The sequence below is a fragment of the Kitasatospora sp. NPDC057965 genome (assembly GCF_042887135.1).
Taxonomy (GTDB): Bacteria; Actinomycetota; Actinomycetes; order Streptomycetales; family Streptomycetaceae; genus Kitasatospora.
Window position 1 is genome coordinate 68,285 of sequence record NZ_JBHVPZ010000016.1, and the last position, 18,558, is coordinate 86,842.

General features: G+C 70.0%; 13 protein-coding genes and 2 tRNA genes. 2 read left to right on the forward strand and 13 right to left on the reverse strand.

What is annotated here, in order from left to right:
* Positions 1 to 89 precede the first annotated feature (89 nt).
* The 13 genes from ACFVVU_RS21585 to ACFVVU_RS21645 form a co-directional block, all read right to left on the reverse strand.
* Positions 90 to 788, reverse strand: a complete 699-nt coding sequence (locus tag ACFVVU_RS21585; RefSeq protein WP_380690356.1) for a hypothetical protein — start codon at positions 786 to 788, stop codon at positions 90 to 92.
* Between the two features lie 169 nt (positions 789 to 957).
* Positions 958 to 1,031: transfer RNA gene (locus ACFVVU_RS21590), tRNA-Met, on the reverse strand.
* Between the two features lie 125 nt (positions 1,032 to 1,156).
* Positions 1,157 to 5,050, reverse strand: a complete 3,894-nt coding sequence (locus ACFVVU_RS21595) for a DNA-directed RNA polymerase subunit beta' (protein ID WP_380686467.1) — start codon at positions 5,048 to 5,050, stop codon at positions 1,157 to 1,159.
* A 101-nt stretch (positions 5,051 to 5,151) separates the two neighbouring features.
* Positions 5,152 to 8,628 carry a DNA-directed RNA polymerase subunit beta gene (gene rpoB / locus ACFVVU_RS21600; protein ID WP_380686468.1) on the reverse strand — a complete coding sequence of 1,159 codons (3,477 nt, stop codon included), beginning with the start codon at positions 8,626 to 8,628 and terminating at the stop codon, positions 5,152 to 5,154.
* A gap of 720 nt (positions 8,629 to 9,348) precedes the next feature.
* Positions 9,349 to 9,735: a 50S ribosomal protein L7/L12 gene (gene rplL, locus ACFVVU_RS21605; protein ID WP_380689547.1), complete on the reverse strand. Its 387-nt coding sequence runs from the start codon at positions 9,733 to 9,735 to the stop codon at positions 9,349 to 9,351.
* Between the two features lie 90 nt (positions 9,736 to 9,825).
* The gene (rplJ, locus tag ACFVVU_RS21610) at positions 9,826 to 10,389 is read right to left on the reverse strand and encodes a 50S ribosomal protein L10 (RefSeq protein ID WP_344342466.1); all 564 of its coding nucleotides are present in this window, start codon (positions 10,387 to 10,389) and stop codon (positions 9,826 to 9,828) included.
* 432 nt (positions 10,390 to 10,821) lie between these two features.
* Positions 10,822 to 11,700 (reverse strand): hypothetical protein, encoded by an 879-nt coding sequence (locus ACFVVU_RS21615; protein WP_380689549.1) that lies wholly within the window; start codon positions 11,698 to 11,700, stop codon positions 10,822 to 10,824.
* Between the two features lie 139 nt (positions 11,701 to 11,839).
* Positions 11,840 to 12,667, reverse strand: a complete 828-nt coding sequence (locus tag ACFVVU_RS21620; RefSeq protein WP_387791576.1) for a hypothetical protein — start codon at positions 12,665 to 12,667, stop codon at positions 11,840 to 11,842.
* A gap of 179 nt (positions 12,668 to 12,846) precedes the next feature.
* A complete protein-coding gene (rplA, locus tag ACFVVU_RS21625) occupies positions 12,847 to 13,569 on the reverse strand; it encodes a 50S ribosomal protein L1 (protein ID WP_355358252.1) in 723 nt (240 codons plus the stop codon).
* Positions 13,570 to 13,648: 79 nt separating this feature from the next.
* The gene (rplK, locus tag ACFVVU_RS21630; protein ID WP_224278191.1) at positions 13,649 to 14,083 is read right to left on the reverse strand and encodes a 50S ribosomal protein L11; all 435 of its coding nucleotides are present in this window, start codon (positions 14,081 to 14,083) and stop codon (positions 13,649 to 13,651) included.
* A 166-nt stretch (positions 14,084 to 14,249) separates the two neighbouring features.
* Entirely contained in the window at positions 14,250 to 15,128 is an 879-nt protein-coding gene (nusG, locus tag ACFVVU_RS21635) for a transcription termination/antitermination protein NusG (RefSeq protein WP_380686403.1), read from the reverse strand.
* A 210-nt stretch (positions 15,129 to 15,338) separates the two neighbouring features.
* On the reverse strand, positions 15,339 to 15,671 hold the full coding sequence (gene secE / locus ACFVVU_RS21640) for a preprotein translocase subunit SecE (RefSeq protein ID WP_380686405.1): 333 nt from the start codon (positions 15,669 to 15,671) through the stop codon (positions 15,339 to 15,341).
* Between the two features lie 149 nt (positions 15,672 to 15,820).
* Positions 15,821 to 15,893: transfer RNA gene (locus ACFVVU_RS21645), tRNA-Trp, on the reverse strand.
* 258 nt (positions 15,894 to 16,151) lie between these two features.
* Between ACFVVU_RS21645 and ACFVVU_RS21650 the strand changes: the two genes are divergently transcribed.
* Complete coding sequence (locus ACFVVU_RS21650) at positions 16,152 to 17,399, forward strand: pyridoxal phosphate-dependent aminotransferase (RefSeq protein ID WP_380686407.1); 1,248 nt, start codon at positions 16,152 to 16,154, stop codon at positions 17,397 to 17,399.
* A 114-nt stretch (positions 17,400 to 17,513) separates the two neighbouring features.
* Positions 17,514 to 18,542 carry an adenosine deaminase gene (locus tag ACFVVU_RS21655; protein ID WP_380686409.1) on the forward strand — a complete coding sequence of 343 codons (1,029 nt, stop codon included), beginning with the start codon at positions 17,514 to 17,516 and terminating at the stop codon, positions 18,540 to 18,542.
* The last annotated feature ends 16 nt before the right edge of the window (positions 18,543 to 18,558 follow it).

The window sequence follows — 18,558 nt, forward strand, 5'->3', positions numbered from 1 at the left end:
CCCCTCCCCCGTACCCGGGGAAGCCGCCCCCGCGGAGAAGATCATGCCCGACCGGCAGCACGGTGGGCACCTCCCGGCCGGCGCCGGCCTCAGCCACCCGTGACCGCCACGGCGCCGGCCCCGGTGCGCGCCGTGATGCCGCGCGGCGCGCCGGCCCGCCGCGGCACGGTCACCTCGACGCCGCCGGCGCCCGACTCGGCGTCCACCGCGTACGGCTCCTCGCCGCCGGGCACCGCGACCCGCACCCCGCCGGCGTCCGCCCGCGCCTCCACGGTGGTCGGGCTCGTCGCGAAGGCCAGGTCGATGCCGCCGGTCGCCACGCTCACCCGCACCGCCGACGAGGTCAGCCCGCTCGCCGTCACCCCGCCGGCCCCGGCCTCCGCCCGCACCTCCCCCGCCAGCCCGGCCAGCCGGATCCCGCCGGTCCCGCTGCTCAGCCGGACCTTCGTCCCGGCCGGGACGGTCACCCGGTAGCCGACCCCGCAGTCCGAGCAGTCGTATGTGAGCCGCAGCGTGCCGTCGCTCACCTCGTGCCGGGTCCGCGGCGGCTCGCCGCGGAAGGACTGCTGCTCCACCACCCGCACCGCGTCCCCGGCCCGGACCTCGATGCCGCCGGTCAGCCCCTCGACCACCAGCTCCCGCACCGGCTCCGCCACCCCGTAGGACACCGTCAGCCGCTCGGACCCGCCACCCGACCCCAGGTACCCCGCCTCCCACAGGTACCCCGCCGAACCGAGCCCCACCGCCGCGGTGATCGCCACCGCCCCCAGCACCCGTCGCACAGCCATCCCCGTGTTCCTCCGCCCGTCCGCGCCACGATCCGACGCCCCGAGCCTGTCCCGCCCTCCCCCTCCCCGGCCTCCCCCGCCGGAGCGGTTTCCCGCCCTCCCCCGCACGACGGACCCCGGGAACGCCGAAGGGCCCGGAGGCTTGAAGCCTCCGGGCCCTTCGATGCAGTAGCGGGGACAGGATTTGAACCTGCGACCTCTGGGTTATGAGCCCAGCGAGCTACCGAGCTGCTCCACCCCGCGTCGGTGAACACGACTCTACGCGACTTCGGCCCAGAACCCCAAATCGCCTCCCGCCCGCCCCCGGGAACGCCGCTGGGCGGCCACCCCGCACGGGGGTGACCGCCCAGCGATCAGCAACCTTCGACTCAGCCGGTGTACGGGCCGTAGTCGTAGTCGTCCAGCGGGACCGCCTGGCCGGAGCCGGCGCCGAAGGGCGACAGGTCGTAGTCGTCGTAGCCGACGGCCGAGTACATGGCGGCCTTGGCCTCCTCGGTCGGCTCGACCCGGATGTTGCGGTAGCGGGGCAGACCCGTACCGGCCGGGATGAGCTTACCGAGGATGACGTTCTCCTTGAGGCCCAGCAGCGGGTCCGACTTGGCGTGGATCGCCGCGTCGGTGAGGACCCGGGTCGTCTCCTGGAAGGAGGCGGCCGACAGCCAGGACTCGGTGGCCAGCGAGGCCTTGGTGATACCCATCAGCTGCGGACGGCCGGAGGCGGGGTGGCCGCCCTCGGAGACCACGCGACGGTTTTCCTGCTCGAAGCGGCCGCGCTCGACGAGCTCGCCCGGGAGCAGCTCGGCGTCGCCCGACTCGATGATCGTCACGCGGCGGAGCATCTGCCGGATGATGATCTCGATGTGCTTGTCGTGGATCGACACACCCTGCGAGTTGTAGACCTTCTGGACCTCGGCGACCAGGTGGATCTGGACGGCGCGCTGGCCCATGATGCGCAGGACGTCGTGCGGGTTGGTGGCACCCATGGTCAGCTTCTGGCCGACCTCGACCGCCTCGCCCTCGCTCACCAGGAGCTTGACACGCTTGGAGACCGGGTAGGCGATCTCGTCGGTGCCGTCGTCCGGCGTGACGACCAGCTTGCGGGTCTTCTCGGTGTCCTCGATGCGGACCCGGCCCTGGGCCTCCGAGATCGGGGCCACACCCTTGGGGGTACGGGCCTCGAAGAGCTCGACGACACGGGGCAGACCCTGGGTGATGTCGTCACCGGCCACACCACCGGTGTGGAAGGTACGCATGGTCAGCTGGGTACCGGGCTCACCGATGGACTGGGCGGCGATGATGCCGACCGCCTCACCGATGTCGACCAGCTTGCCGGTGGCCAGCGAGCGGCCGTAGCAGAAGGCACAGGTGCCGACGGCCGACTCACAGGTCAGGATCGAGCGGGTCTTGACCTCGCTGATGCCGTGGCGGATCAGCTCGTCGATCAGCACGTCACCGAGGTCGGTGTTGGCCGTGGCCAGCAGCTTGCCGTCGACGGTGATGTCCTCGGCGAGCATGCGGGCGTAGACGCTGGTCTCGACGTCGTCGGCCTTGCGCAGCACGCCGTCGGCGCCCACGGAGCCGATCGCCAGCTTCAGGCCGCGCTCGGTGCCGCAGTCCTCCTCGCGAATGATGACGTCCTGGGAGACGTCGACCAGACGACGGGTGAGGTAACCGGAGTCGGCGGTACGCAGAGCGGTGTCCGCGAGACCCTTACGGGCACCGTGGGTGGAGATGAAGTACTCCAGCACGGAGAGACCCTCACGGAACGACGCCTTGATGGGTCGCGGGATGGTCTCGTTCTTCGCGTTGGACACCAGACCACGCATACCGGCGATCTGGCGCATCTGCATCATGTTTCCACGGGCGCCCGAGTCGACCATCATGAAGATCGGGTTGGTCTTCGGGAAGTTCGCGGACATGGCGTCCGCGACCTCGTTGGTCGCCTGGGTCCAGATGCCGACGAGCTCCTGCTTGCGCTCGTCGTTGGTGATCAGACCGCGCTCGTACTGCTTCTGGACCTTCTCCGCCTTCGCCTCGAAGCCCTCCAGGATCTGGGGCTTGCTCGGCGGGACGATGACGTCCGAGATCGAGACAGTGACACCCGAACGGGTCGACCAGTGGAAGCCGGCCGCCTTCAGGTTGTCCAGGGTCGCCGCGACGGTGACCTTGGGGTAGCGCTCGGCCAGGTCGTTGACGATCGCGGAGAGCTGCTTCTTGCCCACCTCGTAGTCGACGAACGGGTAGTCCTCGGGCAGCAGCTCGTTGAAGAGCGCGCGGCCCAGGGTGGTCCGCAGGCGGAAGGACTCGCCCTCGAACCAGTTCGACTGGCCGTCCTCGTCCAGCGGCGGGGTCCAGCCACGGGGCGGGACGGTGCCGATGGGCAGGCGCAGCTCGATCGGGGCCTGGACGTCCAGCTCGCGGGCGTCGAAGGCCATGATCGCCTCGGCGGTCGACGAGAAGGTGCGGCCGGCGCCCTTCACGTTCTCGCGGTCCGAGGTCAGGAAGAACAGACCGAGCACCATGTCCTGGGTCGGCATGGTGACGGGGCGACCGTCGGCCGGCTTCAGGATGTTGTTCGAGGACAGCATCAGGATGCGGGCCTCGGCCTGCGCCTCCGCGGAGAGCGGCAGGTGGACGGCCATCTGGTCACCGTCGAAGTCCGCGTTGAACGCGGTGCAGACGAGCGGGTGGATCTGGATGGCCTTGCCCTCGACCAGCTGCGGCTCGAAGGCCTGGATGCCGAGGCGGTGCAGGGTGGGCGCACGGTTCAGCAGGACCGGGTGCTCGGCGATGACCTCTTCGAGGACGTCCCACACGACCGGACGGGCGCGCTCGACCATGCGCTTGGCCGACTTGATGTTCTGCGCGTGGTTCAGGTCGACCAGCCGCTTCATCACGAACGGCTTGAAGAGCTCCAGCGCCATGGCCTTGGGCAGACCGCACTGGTGCAGCTTGAGCTGCGGGCCGACGACGATGACCGAACGGGCCGAGTAGTCGACGCGCTTGCCGAGCAGGTTCTGACGGAAACGACCCTGCTTGCCCTTGAGCATGTCGCTCAGGGACTTCAGCGGGCGGTTGCCCGGGCCGGTGACCGGACGGCCGCGGCGGCCGTTGTCGAACAGCGCGTCGACGGCCTCCTGGAGCATGCGCTTCTCGTTGTTCACGATGATCTCGGGCGCGCCGAGGTCGAGAAGCCGCTTCAGGCGGTTGTTGCGGTTGATGACACGGCGGTACAGGTCGTTCAGGTCGGAGGTCGCGAAGCGGCCACCGTCCAGCTGCACCATCGGACGCAGGTCCGGCGGGATGACCGGGACGCAGTCCAGCACCATGCCGTTGGGCTTGTTGGTGGTCTGCAGGAACGCGGAGACGACCTTGAGGCGCTTCAGCGCACGGGTCTTCTTCTGGCCCTTGCCGGTGCGGATGATCTCGCGCAGGCGCTCGGACTCCTCCGCCAGGTCGAAGGTCTCCAGGCGGTCCTTGAGGGCCGCCGCGCCCATCGAGCCGGAGAAGTAGGTGCCGAAGCGGTCGCGCAGCTCGCGGTAGAGCAGCTCGTCGCCCTCGAGGTCCTGGACCTTGAGGTTCTTGAAGCGGGCCCACACCTCGTCGAGGCGGTCGAGCTCGCGCTGCGCGCGGTCGCGCAGCTGCTTCATCTCGCGCTCGGCACCCTCGCGCACCTTGCGGCGCACGTCGGCCTTGGCGCCCTCGGCCTCCAGCTCGGCCAGGTCGGTCTCGGCCTTCTTGGCACGGGCCTCGAGGTCGGAGTCGCGGCGGTTCTCGATCTGCTGGCGCTCGACCGAGACGTGCGCCTCCAGGGACGGCAGGTCGCGCTGGCGGCGCTCGTCGTCGACCCAGGTGATCATGTAGGCGGCGAAGTAGATGACCTTCTCGAGGTCCTTCGGCGCCAGGTCGAGCAGGTAGCCGAGGCGGGACGGCACACCCTTGAAGTACCAGATGTGGGTGACCGGGGCGGCCAGCTCGATGTGGCCCATCCGCTCACGACGCACCTTGGCGCGGGTCACCTCGACGCCGCAGCGCTCGCAGATGATGCCCTTGAAGCGGACGCGCTTGTACTTACCGCAGTAGCACTCCCAGTCCCGGGTGGGGCCGAAGATCTTCTCGCAGAAGAGGCCGTCCTTTTCGGGCTTCAGGGTGCGGTAGTTGATGGTCTCCGGCTTCTTGACCTCGCCGTGGGACCACTGGCGGATGTCGTCGGCGGTGGCCAGGCCGATGCGGAGCTCGTCGAAGAAGTTGACGTCAAGCACTGGTCGTCAAGCCCTCTTTCGTAAGTCGAGAGTCGTTCGTGTGGTCTGAGGGGGGCCTGGGGGCGGGCCGGCCCGGGGCTACCGGGCCGGCCCCACCTCCGTCAGACCTCTTCGACGCTGCTCGGCTCGCGCCGGGACAGGTCGATGCCGAGCTCCTCGGCGGCGCGGAAGACGTCCTCGTCGGAGTCCCGCATCTCGATGGACTGGCCGTCCGAGGACAGCACCTCCACGTTGAGGCAGAGCGACTGCATTTCCTTGATGAGGACCTTGAAGGACTCGGGAATGCCGGGCTCGGGGATGTTCTCGCCCTTGACGATGGCCTCGTAGACCTTCACACGGCCGAGGACGTCGTCGGACTTGATGGTGAGCAGCTCCTGCAGCGCGTACGCGGCGCCGTATGCCTCAAGGGCCCACACCTCCATCTCACCGAAGCGCTGACCACCGAACTGCGCCTTACCACCGAGCGGCTGCTGGGTGATCATCGAGTACGGGCCGGTCGAGCGGGCGTGCAGCTTGTCGTCGACCAGGTGGTGCAGCTTGAGGATGTACATGTAGCCGACCGAGACGGGCATCGGGAACGGCTCGCCGGAGCGGCCGTCGAACAGCCGCGCCTTGCCGGTGGAGTTCACCAGGCGCTCACCGTCACGGGTGAGGGTGGTGTGGTCGAGCAGACCGGTGATCTCGTCCTCGCGGGCGCCGTCGAACACCGGGGTGGCGAGGTTGGTGCCGCCCTCGACCTTGTCGGCGCCGATCGCCTGCAGGCGCTTGGCCCACTCGTCGGCGAGGCCGGAGACGTCCCAGCCCTGCTTGGAGAGCCAGCCGAGGTGGATCTCCAGGACCTGTCCCGGGTTCATTCGGGACGGGACGCCCAGCGGGTTGAGGATGATGTCGACCGGGGTGCCGTCCTCCAGGAACGGCATGTCCTCGACCGGCAGGATCTTGGAGATGACGCCCTTGTTGCCGTGACGGCCGGCGAGCTTGTCACCGTTGGTGATCTTGCGCTTCTGGGCCACGTAGACGCGGACCAGCTGGTTGACACCCGGGGGAAGCTCGTCGCCCTCCTCGCGGTCGAACACGCGCACGCCGATGACCTTGCCGGACTCACCGTGCGGGACCTTCAGCGAGGTGTCGCGGACCTCACGGGCCTTCTCGCCGAAGATCGCGCGGAGCAGGCGCTCCTCCGGGGTCAGCTCGGTCTCACCCTTCGGGGTGACCTTGCCGACCAGGATGTCGCCGGTGACGACGTCGGCGCCGATGCGGATGATGCCGCGCTCGTCGAGGTCGGCGAGGACCTCCTCGGAGACGTTCGGGATGTCCCGGGTGATCTCCTCGGGGCCGAGCTTGGTGTCACGGGCGTCGACCTCGTGCTCCTCGATGTGGATCGAGGAGAGGACGTCGTCCTGAACGAGGCGCTGCGACAGGATGATCGCGTCCTCGTAGTTGTGACCCTCCCACGACATGAACGCCACGAGGAGGTTCTTGCCGAGGGCCATCTCGCCCTCGTCGGTGCAGGGGCCGTCGGCCAGCACCTGGTTGACCTCCACCCGGGTGCCCTCGTCCACGAGCACCTTCTGGTTGAAGGCGGTGCCCTGGTTGGAGCGGGTGAACTTGGCGGCGCGGTACGTGGTGTACGTGCCGTCGTCGTTGGCCACGGTGACGTAGTCGGCCGAGACCTCCTGGACGACACCCGGCTTCTCGGCGGTGATGACGTCCGCGGCGTCGACGGCGCAGCGGTACTCCATGCCGGTGCCGACCAGCGGGGCCTCGCTCTTCAGCAGGGGCACCGCCTGGCGCATCATGTTCGAGCCCATGAGCGCGCGGTTGGCGTCGTCGTGCTCGAGGAACGGGATCATGGCGGTCGCGACCGACACCATCTGGCGCGGCGAGACGTCCATGTAGTCGATCTCGGTGCCCGGGATGTAGTCGATCTCGCCGCCGCGGCGGCGGACCAGGACGCGGGGCTCGGCGAAGTGCAGGTCCGCGGTCAGCGGGGCGTTCGCCTGGGCGATGACGTAGCGGTCCTCCTCGTCGGCGGTCAGGTAGTCGACCTGCTCGGTGACCACGCCCTCGACGACCTTGCGGTACGGGGTCTCGATGAAGCCGAAGGCGTTGACCCGGCCGTACGAGGCCAGCGACCCGATCAGACCGATGTTCGGGCCTTCCGGGGTCTCGATCGGACACATGCGGCCGTAGTGCGAGGGGTGCACGTCACGGACCTCGAAGCCGGCGCGCTCGCGGGAGAGACCGCCGGGGCCGAGGGCGGACAGACGGCGCTTGTGGGTCAGGCCCGACAGCGGGTTCGTCTGGTCCATGAACTGCGACAGCTGGCTGGTGCCGAAGAACTCCTTGATGGAGGCGACGACCGGCCGGATGTTGATCAGGGTCTGCGGCGTGATCGCCTCGACGTCCTGGGTGGTCATGCGCTCGCGCACGACGCGCTCCATACGGGCGAGACCCGTACGGACCTGGTTCTGGATGAGCTCGCCCACGTTGCGCAGGCGGCGGTTGCCGAAGTGGTCGATGTCGTCGACCTCGACCACGATGTCGCGGCCGGTCTCGTCACGCCAGTCGACCTCGCCGGCGTGCAGCTTGACCAGGTACTTGATCGCGTTGATGATGTCGGGCTCGGTGAGCACACCGGAGTCCAGCGACTCGGCGTTGCCGAGCTTGCGGTTCACCTTGTAGCGGCCGACCTTGGCGAGGTCGTAGCGCTTCGGGTTGAAGTACAGGTTCTCCAGCAGCGTCTGCGCGGCCTCGCGCGTCGGCGGCTCGCCCGGACGCAGCTTGCGGTAGATGTCCAGCAGCGCGTCGTCCTGGCCCTGGGTGTGGTCCTTCTCCAGGGTGGCGCGCATCGACTCGTACTCGCCGAACTCCTCGAGAATCATCTCGTTGGTCCAGCCGAGCGCCTTGAGCAGCACGGTGACGGACTGCTTGCGCTTGCGGTCGATGCGGACGCCGACCATGTCGCGCTTGTCGATCTCCATCTCCAGCCAGGCACCACGCGAGGGGATGACCTTGCAGGAGTAGATGTCCTTGTCGGACACCTTGTCCAGGGTGGAGTCGAAGTACACACCCGGGGAGCGGACGAGCTGCGACACGACGACACGCTCGGTGCCGTTGATCACGAACGTGCCCTTGTGGGTCATGAGCGGGAAATCGCCCATGAAGACCGTCTGAGACTTGATCTCACCGGTCTCGTTGTTGGTGAACTCGGCCGTGACGAAGAGCGGGGCGGCGAACGTGAAGTCGCGGTCCTTGCACTCGTCAATGGAGTTCTTCGGCGGCTCGAAACGGTGGTCGCGGAAGGTCAGGGACATCGACCCGCTGAAGTCCTCGATCGGCGAGATCTCCTCGAAGATCTCCTCCAGACCGGACTTGGTGGGGACGTCCAGACCGTTGTCCAGCGCCTGCTCGACCCGGGTCTTCCAGGCCGCGTTGCCGAGCAGCCAGTCAAAGCTCTCGGTCTGCAGGGCCAGGAGGTTCGGGACCTCGAGGGGCTCCTTGATCTTCGCGAAGGAGACGCGGAGCGGGGCGGTGGATGCGGCGGAATTGTTCGAGGCGTTGCGCGGCGCGGCCAAGAGGGGGGTCCTTCCGAGGGCTCGGAGCTCACTACGCGCGTACCAGCCGGGCCTTCACGGGCTTGGTCCCGCCTCCCTCGCCACTGGCCTCTGCCGGGGTCGAAACCCCAGGTCAGAGCCGCTTTGCGGAGGTGGTGCCAGACCCCTTCGGGGCAACGCAAACTCCGGGCGACGAGTCACGGAGAAGCTAACAGGCAGCGCAAAGGGACAGTGTAGCCAAAGGCGACACTGCTGTCCAGCTCTGATTCGGAGACCGAATCGGAGACTCCTCCCGGTAGCCGTCGGGCGCGAACGCCCGCCGGGTACTGCACCGGCCCGGACTTGCCGGGCCCCACGACTCACGTGGAGTCACTTCCCGCCGGAGCCGCCGGTTATGCATCCGACGGAGGACCAACCGGGCCGACTCGCGCCTTGAGAATCGCGCGCCCTGCCGGGTTCGTCAAGGGCCCGCCTCCGGCGCGGACCTCGACCCCTTCATCGCGCCGGACCACCCCGGCGTTACAGAAGCCGTGGTCGGGGCCTCACCCGATGACAGCGATCACCATACCCGCCCGCACCGACAGTGCCGAGTGAGCGTTCGGCCACACCGGTGTGTCCACGGACGAGGTGGCCGCCGGGGCCCTGGAACGGGGCCGCCGGGGGCGGAGAACAGAAAAGGCCGGGCCGACCACCACAAGGGTGATCGGCCCGGCCCGCGGCCCCCTCAGAGGGGGCGAGAAGTCACTTGACGGTGACCTTGGCGCCGGCGGCCTCGAGGGCGGCCTTGGCCTTCTCGGCAACGTCCTTGGCAACCTTCTCCAGGACCTTGGCACCGGCGGTGTCAACGAGGTCCTTGGCCTCCTTCAGGCCGAGGGAGGTCAGGGTGCGCACCTCCTTGATGACCTGGATCTTCTTGTCGCCCGCACCGTCGAGGATGACGTCGAACTCGTCCTGCTCCTCGACAGCGGCCTCGGCGCCACCGGCACCGCCGGCAACGGCGGCAACGGCGACCGGAGCGGCAGCGGTGACGTCGAACTTCTCCTCGAAGGCCTTCACGAAGGCGGCCAGCTCGATGAGGGTGAGCTCCTCGAACTGCGCGAGCAGCTCGTCCTGGGTCAGCTTCGCCATGATTGGCGTCCTTCCACTAAATCGGCAGGTGGTGCCGGATGTACGGGTTGGCGGGCGTACGGGCCCGCAGCGAGGCATGGCCCCGGCCGATTACTCGGCCGCGGTCTCCTCGGCGGCGGGAGCCGGCGTACCGGCACCGCCCTGCTCGACCTTGTCGCGCAGCGCGTCCACAGTGCGGACGAGCTTCGACGGCAGGGCCTGGAAGAGCGCGGCAGCCTGGGACTGCTTGGCCTTCAGGGCACCCGCCAGCTTGGCGAGCAGCACCTCGCGGGACTCGAGGTCCGCGAGCTTCTTGATCTCGTCGGCGGACAGCGCCTTGCCGTCAAGGACACCGCCCTTGATGACGAGAGCGGGGTTCTCCTTGGCGAAGTCACGCAGAGCCTTCGCCGACTCCACCGGGTCACCGGTGACGAAGGCGACAGCCGTCGGACCGGCGAACAGGTCGTCGAGCTCCGTGATCCCGACCTCATTGGCCGCAATCTTGGTCAGCGTGTTCTTCACCACGGCGTACTGGGCGTTGTCACCCAGGGAGCGACGCAGGGTCTTGACCTGCTTCACCGTGAGACCGCGGTACTCGGTCAGCACGGCCGCGTTCGAGCCACGGAAAAGCTCCGTGATCTCGGCGACGGCAGCAGCCTTGTCGGGCCTAGCCATAGGCTTACGCCTCCTTCCGTGATGTCGAAGTCCGGCCGACCGCGAGAGTCGACCATTCGCGCCTCGGACCACCGGACGAAGGAAAGCCCCTGCGGAAAAGCAGATGAGCCCCGGTGCGCAGGCGCACGGGGCTCGGCGTGAACTCGACGGATCCACGTGCGGGGCACGCGACCCGGAGGTCAAAGCTCCAAACAGTCCTGCGCGGGCTGCCTGCGCGTGAAGCGCAGATCCTTCGGTCGCGAGCTTCCTCACGGACGCACGGCGACAACCAGCGGTCTTTGGCTTCCGCCACAGTAGCCGGACGCCGCCCTCCGGGGCAAATCGCCCCCGGCGGCGGCCCGACCAGGGGCAATGGGCCGGGCCCGACGGGCCGGACTCAGCGGGCCGGGTTCAGCAGGCCGGGTTCAGCAGGCCGGGTTCAGCAGGCCGGACTCAGCGGGCCAGCGGGGAGACGCTGCGGGTGCCGGTGTCCACGGTGTCCGCCTCCGCCGGGGCCTGTGCCGAGAGCGCGCCGCCGGGCTCGGTGTAGACCACCGAGTCGTCCAGCCGGCCGCCCTCCCCCGACCCGGTCCGCTCCATCCGGACCAGCTGGTCCTTGTCGTTCAGCCAGAGGTCCAGGGTGAGCGAGGCCGAGCCGCCGGGTGCCAGCGCGGCCCGCAGGCCGTCCCGGCGGGCCGGGGTGAGCTGGGTCTGCGCCGCCGCGTAGCGGGCCGCGTCGGTGGCCACCCGGTAGTGCTCGACCGTCGAGTCCTCGAACTTGTCCTCGCCGACGTACTGGGCGGTGATCCCGTCGGCGGTCGCGGCGGCCAGCGCCACCACCGGGTTGAGCAGGTCGATCAGCCCGGCGTAGGGGATCTCCCGGTGCCCGTCCGGGCCCGCCGCGCCGGCGAACCGCTCCCAGTGCTTGCCACCCAGCCTGGCCGCGGTGGCCGCGTCGCCGCCCTCGTAGGCGACGGTGTCCACGACGATCAGCTGCTCGGCGGCGGCCGGGGTGGAACGTTTGACCTGGAGCGCGGTCTTCGGCTGCCAGAACAGCGGCCCGCTGCCGGCGTCCGCGCCCAGCCGGTAGCTCACCTTGGCCCGGCGGGCGGTCTGCATGGCCAGCTGGGACGAGAGCAGCACCCCGTGCGGCGAACGGTCGGTCGGCTTGGCCGGCCAGGTCGGCGAGGCGCTGCTCGGCGTCGGCGTCGCCTCGCCGGGCGCGCTCGTCGAGGCGGACGGCTCCGGGCCGCCGGCCGAGCTGCACCCGGCCGGGCCGGCCGCCAGCACCGCGACGGCGACCACCGCCGCCAGCCGCTGCCGCACCGCCATCCACGCCTCCCCAACTGCCACTGATCCGGCCGGACGACCGCTCGGGCCGGGACGTCCGTTCCTGCCCACCTTGCCACCCGGGCCCACGCGACCCGGTGGCACCCCCCGCCACTCGGCCGCACGACCCGCCACGGGAGTCCTAGGGTCCGACCGGTTCGGCGGGCGCGACCGACTCGGCGGGCTCGGCGGGCTCGGTCACGTCCGTGGTGGTCACCACCGCGCCGGCCGTGCCGCGGACGGTGGACCGCACCCGCAGCAGCCGGTCGCCGGGCGCCACCCAGAACTCGTAGTCGAGCGTCTCGACCCCGTTCCGCTCGTAGTAGCCGAGCACCTCGGTCAGCCGCGCGGGGCTCAGCCCCTCCTCGGCGCCGAAGTAGTCCGCCACCGACGCGGTGCCCCGGTAGTGCGCGACCGTCCCGCCGTTCAGCTGCTCGCCGCCGAGCGGGGTGAGCCGGCCGGCCAGCGCCATCGTGTGCGCCGGGGCGCCCGGGTTGGACAGCAGCCCGGTGATCCAGCCGCCGGCCCAGCCGGTCGTCCCCGCCGCCCCGGCGGCCCCGGCGGTCCCGGCGGAGGCCCGCGGGTCCAGCGACTCCGCCCGGTCCCGGTCCGCCGTCCTGGGCGCGGCCCCCGGGTAGCCGAGTTCCAGCACGCCGTCCTGCCGGTGCAGCCGCCCGGTGCCCAGCTCGTCGGTGACCGACAGCTCGGCCGCGTCCCGGGCGCCCCAGGTGAGCGTGCCGTCGGCGCTGCGCCGCCCGCCCGGCCCCTCCTGGACCACCTGCACCCGGGCCCCGCCGGAGTCGTCCAGCCGCTGGGCGGCGGAGAGCAGCACCTGCCGGGGCGGACGCACGGTGGGGCGGTCGCTGATCGGGGTCCGGTCGCCGGACACGGCCAGCACGCTGCACGCGGTCAGGCCGGCGGCGAGCAGCAGCAGGGCCGCCCCCTTGGCGGCGGGGCGAAGGGCGGGCACGGCACTCTCCGGCGGTCGGACGGCGGCGGCCCCGGGACGGGAGCACGCGGGCGGACCGGGCGAGCGTACGACGGACCGCGCCCCGGTTCCCCCCACCGGGGGTATCGATCGGGAAACGACGGCGGGCCCGCACCCCCGGCGAAGGGGGTACGGGCCCGCCGTACGGACTACGGCTGCGATCAGACCGCGGCCGGGTCCTCCTCGACGAGGAGGTTACGGGTGCGGTTCGGGTCCACCTGGATGCCGGGGCCGATGGTGGTCGAGAACGCGGTCTTCTTGATGTAGCGGCCCTTGGCGGCGGACGGCTTGGCGCGGAGCACCTCGTCCAGCGCGGCGGCGTAGTTCTCGACCAGCTGCTCGTCGGTGAAGGAGGCCTTACCGATGATGAAGTGCAGGTTCGAGTGCTTGTCGACGCGGAACTCGATCTTGCCGCCCTTGATGTCGTTGACAGCCTTGGCGACATCGGGGGTGACGGTGCCGGTCTTCGGGTTCGGCATCAGGCCACGGGGACCGAGCACGCGGCCGAGGCGGCCGACCTTGCCCATGAGGTCCGGGGTGGCGACGACGGCGTCGAAGTCCAGCTTGCCCTTGGCGACCTCGTCGATGAGCTCGTCGGCACCGACGATGTCGGCACCCGCAGCACGCGCGGCCTCGGCACGCTCGCCGGTCGCGAAGACCAGGACCCGAGCGGTCTTACCGGTGCCGTGCGGGAGGATCACGGTGCTGCGGACCATCTGGTCGGCCTTGCGCGGGTCGACACCCAGACGCATGGCGACCTCGACGGTGCCGTCGAACTTGCTGGTGCTGGTCGCCTTGGCGAGGCGGATGGCCTCGAGGGGGGCGTAAAGGCGCTCGCGGTCGACCTGGGCGTCCGCGGCCTTCAGGGCCTTGCTGCGCTTCATAGCTGCTCCTGAATGGTGATGGGAGTTGTGGTAGTCACGGGCCAGCGCAGGCCCTACCACGGGGGACGAGAAGGGGTGATCAGCCCTCGACGGTGATGCCCATCGACCGGGCGGTGCCGGCGATGATCTTCTCCGCCGCGTCCAGGTCGTTGGCGTTCAGGTCGGGCATCTTGGTGGTGGCGATCTCGCGGACCTGGGCGCTGGTGAGCTTGGCGACCTTGGTCTTGTGCGGCTCGCTGGAGCCCTTCTCGATGCCGGCGGCCTTCAGGATGAGGCGCGCGGCCGGCGGCGTCTTCGTGATGAAGGTGAAGGAACGGTCCTCGTAGACCGTGATCTCCACCGGCACGATCATGCCGCGCTGCGACTCGGTCGCGGCGTTGTAGGCCTTGCAGAACTCCATGATGTTGACGCCGTGCTGACCCAGCGCGGGGCCGACCGGCGGGGCCGGGTTGGCCGCACCGGCGTTGATCTGGAGCTTGATAAGCCCCGTGACCTTCTTCTTCTTGGGAGGCATGTCTCTCCGGGTCCTTCCGAGAGGTGATTGCTGGTGTGCGCGGAACCGGGGCGACACCCGGTCGCCAGCACACACATCGGACCAGGCTAACGCCTCGGCGTCGCTGGACCAAAACGGATGCGGGGCGGGGGCCTCGGCCCCCGCCCCGCATCCGAAGAGTGTGGGACTAGTTCTTCTGGATCTGGTCGAAGGAGAGCTCGACCGGGGTCTCCCGGCCGAAGATCTCGACCAGGCCCTTGACCTTCTTCGAGTCCGGGTTGATCTCGTTGATGGTCGCCTGGAGGGTGGCGAACGGACCGTCGGTGACGGTGACCGAGTCGCCGACCTCGAAGTCGAGCACCTGGATCTCGCTGGGCTTGACCGGCGAGGGCTTGCCGGCCTCCTTGGCCGCCTGGCGCTCGACGTCGGGGGCGAGCATCTTGACGACCTCGTCCAGCGTCAGCGGGTACGGGTCGTAGGCGTTGCCGACGAAGCCGGTGACACCGGGGGTGTTGCGCACGACGCCCCAGGACTCGGGGGTGAGGTCCATGCGCACCAGGACGTAGCCGGGGAGCTTGTTCTGGCGGATGGTCTTGCGGTCGCCGTTCTTGATCTGGACGACCTCCTCCTGCGGCACCTCGGCCTGGAAGATGTACTCCTCGACGTTGAGGGAGACGGCGCGCTGCTCCAGGTTCTGCTTCACCCGGTTCTCGTAGCCGGCGTAGGTGTGGATCACGTACCACTCGCCCGGCATGAACCGCAGGTCCTCGCGGAACTTGGCGACCGGGTCGACCTCCTCGGCCGGCTCCTCCGCGGTCTCCTCGGCGACGGCCTCGCCCTCGTCCTCGGCGGCCTCGTCGGACTCCACGTGCAGCGCGGCCTCCTCGGCCGACTCCCCGGCCTCGGCCTCGTCGTACGCCTCGGCCTCGTCCTCGTCGGCGTCGACGGCGTCCACGATCTGCTGCTCGTCGGTCTCGACGTCGTCAGCCAGCTCGGCCGCGTCCTCGGCGGCGACATCCGCCTCGCGGACGGTCTCGTCGGCGTCGTACAGGGGGGACTCAGACACGGTGGCTGCTTCTTTCCTGGAGATGGTGAAGGTGGCGCGCTCCGCGACGGACCGGCGACGCTCCGCTCACGCGGTCGCCGGAAGTTCGCCTCGGAGACTTCAACAGTACCGAGTCAACGGTAGCGGCCTCATCCCGCCGACGCAGACAGCTCGACCCGGGCCGAGGACCGGCCCGGGTCGGGGAAGCTGTTTCGAAGGTGGACGGCTGCGTCAGCCGAAGATCCAGAGGGCGGCCTTGGAGAAGCCGTAGTCGAGGCCCCAGACGAAGGCCATCACGACCACGACGAACACCACGACGACGCTGGTGTAGCTCATCAGCTGGTTGCGGGTCGGCCAGACGACCTTGCGGAGTTCGGCGATGATCTGCCGGTAGAACAGCGCGAGGCGGGCGAAAGCGCCCTTCTTGCCGCGCTTGCCGGACTTCTTGTCGCCAGAGCGCTTGCGACGCGACTCGCCCTCCGCGGGCGTGGTCTCGGCAGCGCCGTCGGTCCCCTCGGGGTTGCCGCTCTCAGGCGTTGCGGTGGAGCCCGTGGTCTCCGTCACTCGTCCTCACCTGAATCCGGGTCCTGCCGGACGTCGACTGCGTACCCCGAAAAGGGCACGAGCGGCCGGCTAACGGTGCTGATCGGCGCCCTCTCCGCATCAAGCCCGCTCGCTCTGCGGAGCGAACGGGCTGAGTACGGATCAAGCAGCAGGGCAAGAGGGACTTGAACCCCCAACCGCCGGTTTTGGAGACCGGTGCTCTACCAATTGAGCTATTGCCCTACGGAACCTCGCGGCCCCAGTAGCGACCACCAACCTACCGCATCTTCCGCCGATCTCCGTACAGGCTCTGTACGGCGGCGGAGGCTCCGGTTCGTTCGGTGGCCGTCGAGCAGTGAGTGTACGTGGTCGGAGGGCGTTTGGTCGAACCTCTTCTTTTCCGGCTGTCACCCGGGTCCCGGCGGGCCGCCATGTGGACCGCCCCGTACATATCGTGAAACCGCCGTGCCCGGGCCGTGTGCGGTCTGCGACCATGCAGGCATGAGCGCTTCCACCCCGCAGCCCGACAGTTCCGTCCGCCCCGCCGACCGCCGCGTGTCCGCCCGGATCGGCGCGATCGCCGAGTCCGCCACCCTCGCCGTGGACGCCAAGGCCAAGGCCCTCAAGGCGGCCGGCCGGCCGGTCATCGGCTTCGGCGCCGGCGAGCCGGACTTCCCCACCCCGGACTACATCGTCGAGGCGGCCGTCGAGGCCTGCCGTGACCCGAAGAACCACCGCTACACCCCGGCCGGCGGCCTGCCGGAGCTCAAGGAGGCGATCGCGGCCAAGACGCTGCGCGACTCCGGCTACGCGGTGGACGCCTCCCAGGTCCTGGTGACCAACGGCGGCAAGCAGGCGATCTACGAGGCGTTCGCGGCGATCCTCGACCCGGGCGACGAGGTCATCGTCCCGGCCCCGTACTGGACCACCTACCCCGAGTCGATCCAGCTGGCCGGCGGCGTGCCGGTGGAGGTCGTGACCGACGAGACCACCGGCTACAAGGTCTCGGTCGAGCAGCTGGAGGCCGCCCGCACCGAGAACACCAAGGTGGTGCTGTTCGTCTCGCCGTCCAACCCGACCGGCGCGGTGTACACCCGGGCCGAGGCCGAGGCGATCGGCCGCTGGGCCCTGGAGCACGGGCTGTGGGTGCTCACCGACGAGATCTACGAGCACCTGGTCTACGGCGACGCGGAGTTCACCTCGCTGCCGGCCCTGCTGCCCGAGCTGGCCGACAAGACCATCGTGGTCAACGGCGTCGCCAAGACCTACGCGATGACCGGCTGGCGGGTGGGCTGGGTGATCGGCCCCAAGGACGTGATCAAGGCCGCGACCAACCTGCAGTCGCACGCCACCTCGAACGTCTCCAACGTGGCCCAGCGCGCCGCCCTGGCCGCCGTCGCCGGCGACCTGTCCGCCGTCCACGAGATGCGCACCGCCTTCGACCGGCGCCGCCGCACCATCGTGAAGATGCTCAACGAGATCGACGGCGTGGTCTGCCCCGAGCCCGAGGGCGCCTTCTACGTCTACCCGTCCGTCAAGGCCCTGCTGGGCAAGGAGATCCGCGGCCACCGCCCGCAGACCTCCGCCGAGCTGGCCTCGCTGATCCTGGACGAGGCCGAGGTCGCGGTCGTCCCCGGCGAGGCCTTCGGCACCCCCGGCTACCTGCGGCTCTCCTACGCGCTGGGCGACGCCGACCTCGCCGAGGGCGTCGAGCGCGTCCAGAAGCTGCTGGCCGAGGCCCGGGACTGATCTCTCGGGCCCGGCTCGTCAACATCGCTTGACCGAACCGCCCTCTTTCCACCCCTTCGGGGGACGGGAAGAGGGCGGTTCCCGTAGGCCCCCCTGATGCGGCAGGATTCGTGAATGGAACGCCTGCTGAACCCGCGAGACGTCAGGGACCTTCCGAAGGCCCACCTGCACCTGCACTTCACCGGCTCGATGCGCCCGGCCACCCTGCTCGAACTGGCCGACAAGCACGGGATCCGGCTGCCGGAGGCGCTCAGCTCCGGCGAGCCGCCCAAGCTGCGGGCCACCGACGAACGCGGCTGGTTCCGCTTCCAGCGCCTCTACGACACCGCCCGCTCCTGCCTGCGCGACGAGAGCGACATCCGCCGGCTGGTCCGGGAGACCGCCGAGGACGAGCGCCGGGACGGCTCCCGCTGGCTGGAGATCCAGGTCGACCCGACCTCCTACGCGCCCCGGCTGGGCGGCCTGATCCCCGCCCTGGAACTGATCCTGGACGCGGTGGACGACGCCGCCGCGGCCACCGGGGTCGGCATCCGGGTCCTGGTCGCCGCCAACCGGATGAAGTCCCCGATGGACGCCCGGACGCTCGCCCGGCTCGCCGTCCGGTACGCCGACCGGGGCGTGGTCGGCTTCGGCCTCTCCAACGACGAGCGGCGCGGCCTGGCCCGCGACTTCGACCGGGCCTTCGACATCGCCCGCAAGGGCGGGCTGCTGGCCGCCCCGCACGGCGGCGAGCTGGCCGGCCCGGAGTCCGTCCGGGACTGCCTGGACGACCTCGGCGCCGGCCGGATCGGCCACGGCGTGCGGGCCGCCGAGGACGAGCGGCTGATGCAGCGGCTGGCCGACCGTCAGATCACCTGCGAGGTCTGCCCCTCCTCCAACGTCTCGCTCGGCGTCTACGAGCACCCCGAGGAGGTCCCGCTGCGACGGCTGTTCGACGCCGGGGTGCCGCTCGCGCTCGGCGCGGACGACCCGCTGCTGTTCGGCACCCGGCTCGCCGCCCAGTACGACCTGACCCGCGACGTCCTGGGCTTCTCCGACCAGGAGCTGGCCGAGCTGGCCCGCCAGTCGGTGCGCGGCTCCTGCGCGCCCGACAGCGTGAAGAAGGAGCTGCTGGCCGACATCGACACCTGGCTGACCGCCTGAGCGGCCCCGCTCGAGA